We start from the raw sequence: 12,833 nt of genomic DNA, 5'->3' as shown, positions 1-12,833 counted from the left end.
ATTTACTTTTTTATTTTAAAGTAAAACGTACTACCCACATTAACTTGCGAGTCTACCCAAATGGTCCCGTCGTGCAGTTTTACAATTTTCTCACAATGAGCAAGCCCCACACCGGTACCCTCATACTTGTGCTGAGTAGCAGCTCTACCAAATATTTTAAACACATTATCTAGATCATCTTGAGCGATGCCTATACCGTTGTCATTAATTACAAATGTCCAATAGCCCTCATCTTCAAAAGAAGAAATGCGCACCACCGGGCTCACATCTGGTTTGCAATATTTAAGAGAGTTTCCTATGAGGTTTTGAAACAATAATCTAAGCTCTGTCTTATAAGCCCATATAGAAGGCATCCTGCTTAAGTGTATTTTGCCATTGCACTCTCTAAGGCGCTTACCTAGGTCATATTTTACAATTTCTAATAACTCTTGCACATCTACCTCGGTACGCTCCAGTTCTTGACCTATGCGACTATGTTCTAGTAAGCCTTTAATTTGGTCTGCCATTCTACCAGCGGCACCATATATGTAACCTAGGTACTCTGTGGCTTTTGGATCTAGATTTTCACTAAATTTCTTTAAAATCACATCACTGCTAAAACGTATCGTACCAAGAGGCTCTTGTAAATCGTGTGAGCAAATAGAGACAAACTGCTCTAGGTCTGTATTAATGCGTTGCAGCTCCTCATTCTTATCATACATAAGTTGCTGTGCGCGCTGCAAGTCTGATATATTTATTAAAGTAGATCTAGAGTATGAAGATCCCACCTCTGGAACTACAAGCTCTGAATTAAGAATGATAGGTATATGATTTCCATCTATATCTACAAGTGTCATTTGCTCTCCTTCTATAACCCCAGTTTTTTGGATCTGATCAAGAAGACCCAATCCTTTTGCCTTAGACTGGTCTGTATAAAAGTCAAATATGCGTCTACCTACTGCCTCATCTCTAGACTTAAGTTTAAGAGTGTCTAAGAATATTTTATTACACTCTACTATACGACCGGTAGACGGGTTTACACTAGCGTGCATCACGGGATCATTCTCGTAGAAGTCTTTAAACTTTTGCTGGCTTTCTTTTAATTTTTTTTGTGACTCGACGGTTTTTGTAATATCTACAAATGTGATGACAGAACCTTCTATTTTTTTAGTTCCTGTATAAAATGGAGATATACGCCTTATGTATGAACGCCCATCTTTTTTATTAATCTGGGTTTCGTTTATTATGCCAGTTTCCATTACCTTCTCGATCTTGGTTTTGAGCATAGACTTAGCACCTGTACCCAGCTGGGTTAAGAAATGCTCGATAGGCCTCCCTACATCTTGTTTTATTAACTTAAAATGTTCTTGTATAGAAGGAGTAAACTTTCTTATAGTAAGCTCTCTATCTAAAAATATAGTAGCAATCTGTGTACTATTGAGAATGTTATCCATATCTGCATTGAGCAGGGCAAGATCATCCATTTTTTCTATGTGCTCAACATTAACGGTATGCAGCTCCTCGTTTACACTTTGCAACTCTTCATTAGTACTTTGTAACTCTTCATTTGAGGCTAGTAACTCCTCGTTAAGTGTTTGTAATTCTTCATTGCTACTCTCTGCATCTTCTAAGGCCTTTTTTAACTCTCCTCTAGTCTCCTCGATTTCATCAATGAGGTCTTTAATACGTGCATCTGGTGTAGTAGCAAGGCTCATAACACCCGTCTGTATGGTTGTGTCTGGAGTAAACTCTTGCTCAATAAATGTGATTACATAATCACAGTCATCTGTATTATTTTTAAATATGGGCTTTACGATTACATTTACCATAGTGTCTACACCAGCCTTTTGTGTAGCCACATTTTTATAAATAAAATCGCTCTTAGTGCGCTTAGCCTTTCTGGCCGCACTATTTACAGCAGTCTTAAGATTATCGGGCAACATTTTGAGCAAGTCTAGTGAAAAACCTGTTTCTGGCAACTGAGCATATTTTGCAAAGGCCCCCATTGCATCTACTACTTTAAAATCACTTTCTATATAAACACTAGCGGTATCAAACTGTGAAATAATCGCCTCAGAAATACACATTTTAATATCTCCGTCAAAGGATACCAAAGGTGTAACAGATTTTTGTTTTTGCTTTCGCGAAAGCGTACTACTACCCTTTTTAACCTTTGAGGTAAGAAGCTCACTATGCAATCTTTCTGATGGGATAATGTTTTTGAAAATATTCAACTTTCCATTTACAGCTTCAAAAGAGTTACGTAAAGCTGTATGAGACTCGCTAGAACCCAAAAATAAATACCCTTCACGTTTAAGCGAGTAATGCAGGGTATGCAAAACGGCGGTTTGCACCTCTGGCTTGAGATATATTAATAGATTACGGCATATAACCATATCCATATTTTTAAATGGAGGATCTTTTAAAATATCGTGATTTGAAAAAATAATTTTATTCCTGAGATCTGGGTTGATTTTAAACTCATCACCCTCTTGACTAAAGTATTTATTTAATTTTGAAGGTGGAACGTTATCTACTACTCTCTTTGTAAATACACCTGCAGATGCACTTTGTATATGTTCTTCAGAAATATCTGTAGCAAAAATTTTGAGCGTTATATCCTTGTTTTGCTTCTTAATTTCTTCTTCAAAAAGGATGGCTATAGAGTATGACTCTTCTCCTGTAGAACAAGCCACGTCCCAAACCTTTATAATATCACCATTATGCTTATCACTTACAATTGCAGGTATGGTTTCTGTTTCAAGTAAATCCCACGCTTTTGTATCTCTAAAAAATTTTGTCACACCTATTAAAAACTCTTTATATAAAATAATGACCTCTTCAGAATGCATATGGAGATAGTTAATATACTCATCAAAGGTTTTGATTTTAAGACTATTCATACGTCGCTCTGTACGCCTTAATATGGTAGGTCTTTTATAGTAGTTAAAATTTATTGTAGTGCTACTATGCAATATGTTTAAAATGGTGCGCAACTGCTCATTTACTTTTTGAGAAGTTTCATCATCATAGTTTACAATGAGACCATCATTGTAATATGTATGTATCTCACCTATCATTTCTCTTGCAGGAACGATATAGTCTACATCACCCGTATTTATTGCACTAGATGGCATACCATTAAAGCTAGCATCTTCTGGTTGTTGTACAAGGACTAGTCCGCCTTGTTTTTTTATAGCCTGTATACCACGTGTACCATCACTACCTGTACCACTTAATATAACACCTACAGCATCTCTACCATAGGCCACTGCTAGAGACTCCATAAATAAATCTATGGGTAAATTGAGCGTTTTTGCCTCTGGCTTGTCTAGTAACTTGAGATGTCCATCTTGTATTACAAGATTCATAGTAGGAGGAATCACATAAATGCAGTTTCTCTCAATTATAGAGTCGTCTGTAACTGCTACTATAGGCACTTTAGTTTTCTTTGCCAGTAACTCTGCCATTAAGCTCTTATGATCTGGTGATAGATGCTGTATGATTACATAACTGTAGTCATAATTTTCTACCACATTATCAAAAAAAGCATTGAGAGCCTCTAGACCTCCTGCACTTGCCCCTACAGCAACAATGATGTGTTTTTTATTTTTTGAGATTTTCAAGAAATAGAAATTTAGTGAGAAATATACACTTGTTTAAGTCACTAATTTTCACACTAGAGTCTCAAAAATTATTTCACAATAGAAATTTACGATTTATTTTAACATTTTCATAATGAGCCCATTTAAATTGATTATGATTATAGATGCATTACATTAATAGCATTCATAATTTAGCCAAATGAGAACGTTTTAACAAAAAATTAAGAAATCAAAATTAGCTAAAACAAACCGTTTATAGACAAGATAAAATTAAAAAAATACGACTTAAGCTTGACCTGTAGGTCCAAAATTAAGTGGCACTGGCTGCTTCTCGTAGTCCTTTATCACGCCGTGTGCATTTTCAAAACGTTTTACATTATCTGCTAGTGCCTTAGCAAGTCGCTTTGCGTGTTGAGGAGTAAGAATTATACGACTCTTCACCTTACTTTTAGGGGTGCCAGGCATAATATTTACAAAATCTACCACAAACTCAGATACAGAGTGATTTATAATTGCTAGGTTAGAATAAGTACCCTGAGCCATATCTTCTGTAAGCTCTATGTTTATTTTCTTCTGGTTTTGGTTTTGTTTTTTATCGTCTGCCATTATTGGTGTCTTTGTTAATTTTTAAATTAATTTATGGGAGTGAGCAATGTCCATACATCACTTTATCTATTGTGAAGGTAAGAATTGGTGCGCTTTCGCGAAAGCGGAATAAAAACCCTACCACTTTGTACTGATAGTAGTGTATTACTTAGTCAAAATGCTGTTTACATACTCAATGAAAATAAAAATCCCGTTTGACAAAAAAGTCAAACGGGATTTTATATCTAACTATACTGTTAGTACAATACGTACTAGTTATAGTTTACTTCTTGCTTTTCTTGCATCATATTTGCTAGATCTTCCTTGCTACCTACAAGAATGTCATCATAACGACGCATACCTGTACCAGCTGGAATTTTATGACCTACAATTACATTTTCTTTAAGACCTTCTAAGTAATCTATCTTACCGCTTACAGCAGCTTCGTTAAGTACTTTTGTTGTCTCTTGGAAAGATGCTGCAGAGATAAATGACTTAGTCTGTAGCGATGCTCTTGTAATACCCTGAAGAATAGGAGAAGCAGTCGCTGGTTGTACATCACGTGCAGTTACTTGATTCTTATCTTCTCTTCTTAGTAAAGAATTTTCATCACGAAGTTCACGTGGAGATACTAGCTGCCCTGGTTTAAGGTTTTCAGATTCTCCTGCATCTTCTACGACTTTCATTCCGTACATAGCGTCATTCTCTTCGATAAAGTCTGCTTTGTGAATAAGCTGGTTCTCTAAGAAGATAGTATCACCTGGATCTTGTATACGTACTTTACGCATCATCTGGCGTACTACAACCTCAAAGTGCTTATCGTTAATCTTCACCCCTTGTAGACGATATACTTCTTGTACTTCGTTAACAAGGTACTGTTGTACTGCAGATGGGCCTTTGATATTTAATATATCATTAGGCGTTACAGAACCATCAGAAAGTGGCATACCTGCTCTTACATAATCATTTTCTTGTACAAGAATCTGGTTAGATAATTTTACTAGGTACTTCTTAACTTCACCAAGTTTTGACTCTACGATAATCTCACGATTACCACGCTTTATTTTTCCGAAAGATACTACACCGTCTATCTCAGACACTACTGCTGGATTAGATGGATTACGTGCTTCAAATAATTCTGTTACACGTGGTAGACCTCCTGTAATATCTCCAGCCTTTGCAGACTTACGAGGTATTTTTACAAGAATTTTTCCTTCTTTAATCTTATCTCCATCATCTATCATAAGGTGAGCTCCTACTGGTAAGTTGTAAGAACGTAGCGCGTTTCCTTTGCTATCCTCAATGATTAATGTTGGTATTTTTTTCTTATCTCTAGATTCAGAAATTACTTTTTCTTGGAAACCTGTTTGTTCATCTGTTTCTACACGGTACGTTATACCTTGCTCAATAGACTCAAACTTAATTTTTCCGGCAAATTCTGAAATCACAACTCCGTTAAATGGATCCCACTTACAGATTACCTCTCCAGCTTTTACCTTATCACCAGACTTGGCAAAAATTTGTGAACCGTAAGGAATTGTATTTGTACTAAGTGTGATACCCGTCTTAGGATCTGAAACTTTTGCTTCAGAAGTACGAGAGATTACGATTTCTGCAGGGTTACCTTCATTATCTTCTCCCATTACTGTCTTAAGATCTTCTATCTCCAGTTTACCGTCAAACTTAGCTGTTACGCTAGAGTCTTCAGACACACCTCCTGCAACCCCTCCTACGTGGAAGGTACGAAGTGTAAGCTGTGTTCCTGGTTCTCCAATAGACTGTGCTGCAACTACTCCTACTGCCTCACCCATTTGTACCGTTTTATTAGTAGCTAGGTTACGACCGTAACATTTTACACAAATACCTTTCTTAGCCTCACAAGTAAGCGCAGAACGTACTTCTACAGTTTCTATTGGTGCAGCTCCTATAATCTCTGCGATATCTTCATCTATCTCAACACCAGCCTCAACGATTACCTCGTTAGTAAGCGGGTTTATAACATCATTAAGAGATGTACGACCTATGATACGAGCACTTAGAGATTCTATTACCTCTTCGTTTTTCTTTAACGCAGCTACTTCTACTCCTCTTAATGTACCACAATCTGTACTGTTTATGATTACATCTTGAGATACATCTACTAGACGACGTGTTAAGTAACCTGCATCTGCCGTTTTAAGAGCGGTATCTGCAAGACCTTTACGTGCACCGTGCGTAGAGATAAAGTACTCAAGAATTGAAAGACCCTCCTTAAAGTTAGAAAGAATTGGGTTTTCAATAATAGCCCCACCTCCATCGTTAGATTTCTTAGGTTTTGCCATTAGACCACGCATACCTGTAAGCTGGCGTATCTGCTCTTTAGATCCACGTGCTCCTGAGTCAAGCATCATATACACAGAGTTAAACCCTTGTTGATCCTCACGGATACGCTTCATAGAAAGCTCTGTAAGAGTCGCGTTTGTAGATGTCCATACATCAATAACTTGGTTATAGCGCTCTGTATTAGTAATAAGACCCATATTATAAGATCCTGTAATACCTTCTACTTGCTCATTTGCCTCGTCTATCATACCGTGCTTCTCATCTGGGATAATGATATCTCCAAGTGAGAATGATAATCCTCCACGGAATGCAAATCCATATCCCATAGTCTTAATACGGTCAAGGAAAGCTGCTGTAACTGGCACACTTGTTACCTTAAGAATACGTCCTATAATATCACGCAGTGACTTTTTAGTAAGTACTTCGTTTATATATCCAGCTTCTTCTGGTACAGCCTCGTTAAATAGCACACGACCTACAGTCGTCTCCATTACTTTATAAACAAGCTCTTTGTTTTCATTAAAATCCTTAGCACGTATTTTAATGATCGCATTAATGTCTACACGCTTCTCATTGTAGGCAATGTTTACCTCTTCTGCAGAGTAGAAAGTGATTCCTTCTCCTTTTACGTGAAACTCTGGAGTCGATTTTCTGGCCTTTGTCATATAGTAAAGACCTAATACCATATCCTGAGAAGGTACTGCTACTGGAGCACCATTTGCAGGGTTTAAGATATTATGAGAAGCAAGCATTAATAACTGCGCCTCAAGTATCGCCTCTGGCCCAAGTGGTAAGTGTACTGCCATCTGGTCACCGTCAAAATCGGCGTTAAATGCTGTACACACAAGTGGGTGTAATTGTATCGCTTTACCTTCAATAAGTTTAGGCTGGAATGCCTGTATACCTAGACGGTGAAGCGTAGGAGCACGGTTAAGGAGTATAGGATGTCCTTTAAGAACATTCTCTAATATATCCCAAACTACAGGCTCTTTTTTGTCTATTATTTTCTTTGCAGATTTTACAGTCTTTACAATACCACGCTCTATAAGCTTACGTATTACAAAAGGCTTGTAAAGCTCTGCTGCCATTCCCTTAGGAATACCACATTCAAATAACTTTAATTCTGGTCCTACAACAATTACAGAACGTGCTGAGTAATCTACACGCTTACCAAGTAAGTTTTGACGGAAACGTCCTTGCTTACCTTTTAAAGAATCAGAAAGAGACTTTAATGGTCTGTTAGAATCTGTTTTTACTGCAGAAGATTTACGTGTGTTATCAAAAAGTGAATCTACAGACTCCTGTAGCATACGCTTCTCATTACGTAAGATTACCTCTGGCGCTTTGATTTCCATCAAACGCTTAAGACGGTTGTTACGTATAATTACACGACGGTAAAGATCATTAAGATCTGATGTTGCAAAACGACCTCCATCTAGTGGTACTAGTGGGCGTAATTCTGGTGGAATTACTGGTACAACCTTCATAATCATCCATTCTGGAAGATTCTCACGGTTTTTATTTGCATCACGTAATGCCTCTACAACTTGAAGACGTTTAAGTGCCTCCGTTTTACGTTGCTTAGACGTCTCGTTATTTGCCTTGTGACGTAACTCATAAGAAAGCTCGTTAAGATCTATCCTTCTTAAAAGTTCGATCAAACATTCAGCACCCATTTTGGCGATAAATTTGTTTGGATCTTCATCATCAAGGTATAGGTTTTCCTGCGGTAAACTGTCAAGTATGTTTAAGTACTCCTCTTCCGTAAGGAAATCCATTTTATTAAGGTCTTCACCCTCTTCATTCTTTGCAATACCTGGTTGTATAACCACGTAACGCTCGTAATAAATGATCATATCTAATTTCTTAGATGGAAGACCAAGTAAGTACCCTATTTTATTAGGTAAAGATCTAAAGTACCAGATGTGAGCCACAGGAACCACAAGGTTAATGTGTCCTACACGATCACGACGTACTTTCTTCTCTGTCACCTCTACACCACAACGGTCACAAACGATCCCTTTGTAGCGTATTCTTTTATATTTACCACAAGCACACTCATAATCCTTTACGGGACCAAAAATACGCTCACAGAACAACCCGTCACGCTCTGGCTTGTGCGTTCTGTAGTTGATTGTTTCCGGCTTTAAGACTTCTCCTTTTGATGCCCCAAGAATAGATTCTGGAGACGCAAGACCAATAGAGATAGCGTTAAACTTCGGCTGTTGTACATTGTCATTATTTCTTGCCATAATTCTGTGTATGTCGAATTAATTATTGTTGTGAATGGTTATTGTTACGCTTTCGCGAAAGCGGAATCCCGAGAGACTCCACTTTCCAAAAACCATTTACTTTTCTTCTAGACGAATGTCTAGTCCCAGTCCTTTAAGCTCGTGCATTAATACGTTGAAAGATTCAGGAAGACCTGGCTCTGGCATAGGCTCTCCTTTTACAATACTCTCATACGTCTTAGCACGACCAATCACGTCATCAGACTTTACAGTAAGGATCTCACGCAATGTTGCCGAAGCTCCATATGCCTCAAGAGCCCATACCTCCATCTCACCAAAACGTTGCCCTCCAAACTGCGCCTTACCTCCAAGAGGTTGTTGCGTAATAAGAGAGTACGGCCCGATAGAACGCGCGTGCATCTTGTCATCTACCATATGCCCTAGTTTAAGCATATAGATAACTCCTACCGTTGCTGGTTGATCAAAACGATCTCCAGTACCTCCGTCATATAAATATGTATGACCAAAGCGTGGTATACCTGCCTCGTCTGTAAGTGCGTTAATCTGATCTAGTGTTGCTCCATCAAAAATAGGCGTCGCATATGTTCTTCCTAATTTTTGACCTGCCCATCCTAACACGGTCTCATAAATCTGACCAATGTTCATACGTGATGGTACACCTAGTGGGTTAAGAACGATGTCTACAGGAGTTCCATCCTCAAGGAATGGCATATCCTCTTGACGTACGATACGTGCAACGATACCTTTGTTACCGTGACGTCCCGCCATCTTATCTCCTACTTTAAGCTTACGTTTTTTAGCAATATAAACCTTAGCAAGTTTGATGATACCAGCTGGTAGCTCATCTCCTACTGAGATTGTAAATTTCTCACGACGTAAGTTACCTTGTAGATCGTTTTCTTTAATCTTATAGTTGTGTAATAAGTCTGCAATAAGTGTATTAGTCTTATCATCTGTAGTCCAAGTACCTTGTGTAAGGTGCGTGTAATCTTCTACAGAGTTAAGCATCTTGAGTGTAAATTTCTTTCCTTTAGGAAGTACTTCTTCACCTAGATCATTCATTACACCTTGAGCAGTCTTACCATTTACAAGTTTGAATAATTTTTCAATTAATACCGCCTGTAAATCGTCAAACTTCACATCATACTTATCTTCAAGTACTGCGATGTCTTCTTTATCTTTTGCACGTTTACGTTTATCTTTTATCGCTCTAGCAAACAATTTCTTGTTTATAACTACACCGTGTAAAGATGGTGATGCTTTAAGGGAAGCATCTTTTACGTCTCCTGCTTTATCTCCAAATATTGCGCGAAGTAATTTTTCTTCTGGAGTAGGGTCAGACTCTCCTTTTGGAGTAATCTTACCTATTAATATATCTCCAGGTTTTACTTCTGCACCTATACGGATCATTCCGTTCTCATCAAGGTCTTTTGTAGCCTCTTCAGAAACGTTAGGAATATCATTAGTAAGCTCTTCGTTACCTAACTTCGTATCACGTACATCAAGAGAGTACTCATCAATGTGTATAGAAGTAAAGATATCGTCACGTACTACTTTTTCTGATATTACAATCGCATCCTCAAAGTTATATCCCTTCCAAGGCATAAAGGCCACCTTCATATTACGTCCTAGTGCAAGCTCACCTTTCTCGGTAGCATACCCTTGACATAATACTTGACCACGCTCAACTCTATCTCCTACTTTTACAATAGGTTTAAGGTTGATATTTGTACCCTGGTTAGTCTTACGGAATTTAATAAGATTGTAAGATTTAGAATCCTCGTCAAAACTTACGAGACGCTCATCATCTGTACGATCATATTTTATAGTAATCATATTTGCATCTACATACTCTACTGTACCTGCACCTTCTGCATTAATTAGTACTCTAGAATCTGTAGCTACTTGACGTTCCAGACCTGTTCCCACGATAGGCGCATCTGCCATAATAAGTGGTACTGCCTGGCGCATCATATTCGACCCCATCAGTGCACGGTTTGCATCATCGTGTTCCAAGAATGGAATAAGTGATGCAGAGATAGATGCAATCTGGTTAGGACTAACATCTGCATAATGTACTGTATCTGGATCTACTACTGGGAAATCACCTTCCATACGTGCAATTACTTTTTCTTCAGTAATTGTACCTTCATCATTCATAGGGTTGTTTGCTTGCGCTATTAACATCCCTTCTTCTTCCTCAGCACTTAAGTATTGTGGTTCTGATTTTAAATCTATCTTACCACCTTCAACCTTACGATATGGAGTCTCAATGAATCCCATATTATTCACCTTAGCATAAACAGCTAGTGAAGATATAAGACCAATGTTTGGTCCCTCTGGTGTTTCAATAGGACATAATCTACCGTAGTGTGTATAGTGCACATCACGTACCTCAAATCCTGCACGCTCACGTGATAAACCTCCAGGCCCAAGCGCAGATAGACGACGCTTGTGCGTAATCTCAGCAAGTGGATTAGTTTGGTCCATAAACTGTGATAACTGGTTTGTACCAAAGAACGAATTAATTACAGAAGACAATGTCTTTGCATTAATCAAATCTATAGGAGTAAACACTTCGTTATCACGTACGTTCATACGCTCACGTATTGTACGAGCCATACGAGCAAGACCTACACCAAACTGGGCAGAAAGTTGCTCACCTACTGTACGTACACGACGGTTTGATAAGTGATCAATATCATCAATCTCTGCTTTTGCATTGATTAACTCAATTAGGTATTTTATAATGGTAATAATATCTAGCTTAGTAAGCACCTGCTTATCCATCTCGATATCAAGACCTAATTTCTTATTCATTCTATAACGACCTACTTCACCTAAGTTGTAACGTTGGTCTGAGAAGAATAACTTATCTATAATACCACGTGCAGTTTCCTCATCTGGCGGTTCTGCATTACGTAATTGTCTATAGATATGCTCAACAGCTTCTTTTTCAGAATTTGTTGGATCCTTCTGTAATGTATTATGGATAATCGCATAATCTGCCTGCTGATTATCTTCTTTGTGAAGTAATACAGTTTTTGCTCCAGCCTCAAGAATTTCTTCTACGTGCTCTTTTTCAAGAACTGTATCACGATCAAGTACTATCTCGTTACGCTCGATAGATACTACTTCACCTGTATCTTCATCAACAAAATCCTCGTGCCAAGTGTTAAGAACACGTGCAGCAAGCTTGCGACCAAGATATTTTTTAAGTCCTGTTTTAGATACTTTAACCTCTTCTGCAAGATCAAATATCTCAAGGATATCTTTATCTCTTTCAAAACCGATAGCACGGAAAAGTGTAGTAACAGGTAATTTCTTTTTACGATCAATATAAGCATACATAACGCTATTAATATCTGTCGCAAATTCTATCCACGAACCTTTAAAAGGAATTACACGTGCAGAATATAATTTTGTTCCATTTGCGTGGAACGACTGTCCAAAGAATACCCCTGGAGAACGGTGTAATTGAGAAACAACAACACGCTCTGCGCCGTTGATCACAAATGTTCCGCTAGGAGTCATATATGGGATTGTACCAAGATATACATCTTGTACGATTGTTTCAAAATCTTCGTGTTCCTCGTCTGTACAGTATAATTTTAGACGTGCTTTTAACGGCACACTATAAGTAAGTCCACGCTCTATACACTCTTGTATAGAATATCTAGGTGGATCAACAAAATAATCTAAAAACTCGAGTACAAAGTTGTTACGAGTATCTGTAATTGGGAAGTTCTCCAGAAAAGTATTGTAAAGACCCTCATCACCTCTCTCATCAGACTTTGTTTCCAGCTGGAAGAAATCTTGGAAAGACTTTACTTGAATATCCAAAAAGTCTGGATAATCAGGTCTATTCTTTACCGATGAGAAACTGATTCTTTCTCCTTGTTTTGCATCTTGCATCATCAACGAACGGAATTTGATTAGAACTAAACTTGCCCCTTAGCAAGTCTAAAAAGATTTTATATTAACGACCGAAATCAAGAAAAAGTCGAGTTACAAAAAAAGGTAACTACTTTATACGACAAATGGTTTAGACCAAATTGCGCCTTTGACAGACACAACTAGTCTAAACCTT

General features: G+C 37.9%; 4 protein-coding genes. All 4 read right to left on the bottom strand.

Annotated elements, in window-relative coordinates:
• Positions 1-2 precede the first annotated feature (2 nt).
• A complete protein-coding gene (locus ABVM49_RS08855; protein ID WP_405201539.1) occupies positions 3-3,605 on the bottom strand; it encodes a CheR family methyltransferase in 3,603 nt (1,200 codons plus the stop codon).
• Between the two features lie 264 nt (positions 3,606-3,869).
• Positions 3,870-4,190, bottom strand: coding sequence for a DUF3467 domain-containing protein (locus ABVM49_RS08850; protein WP_021778476.1), 321 nt, complete (start codon positions 4,188-4,190; stop codon positions 3,870-3,872).
• A gap of 251 nt (positions 4,191-4,441) precedes the next feature.
• Positions 4,442-8,743, bottom strand: a complete 4,302-nt coding sequence (gene rpoC / locus ABVM49_RS08845; RefSeq protein ID WP_375252878.1) for a DNA-directed RNA polymerase subunit beta' — start codon at positions 8,741-8,743, stop codon at positions 4,442-4,444.
• A 96-nt stretch (positions 8,744-8,839) separates the two neighbouring features.
• Entirely contained in the window at positions 8,840-12,661 is a 3,822-nt protein-coding gene (gene rpoB, locus ABVM49_RS08840) for a DNA-directed RNA polymerase subunit beta (RefSeq protein ID WP_021778474.1), read from the bottom strand.
• Between the last annotated feature and the right edge of the window lie 172 nt (positions 12,662-12,833).

It is taken from the genome of Dokdonia sp. LLG6352-1, assembly GCF_045055815.1.
Taxonomy (GTDB): domain Bacteria; phylum Bacteroidota; class Bacteroidia; order Flavobacteriales; family Flavobacteriaceae; genus Dokdonia; species Dokdonia donghaensis.
Note: the sequence above shows the minus strand (reverse complement) of the source record. Positions and strands in the feature narration are given on the sequence as shown.

Coding starts and splice junctions, on each gene's coding strand:
- ABVM49_RS08850 (WP_021778476.1), bottom strand. CDS start 4,190: ATGGCAGACGATAAAAAACAAAACCAAAACCAGAAGAAAATAAACATA.
- rpoC (WP_375252878.1), bottom strand. CDS start 8,743: ATGGCAAGAAATAATGACAATGTACAACAGCCGAAGTTTAACGCTATC.
- rpoB (WP_021778474.1), bottom strand. CDS start 12,661: ATGATGCAAGATGCAAAACAAGGAGAAAGAATCAGTTTCTCATCGGTA.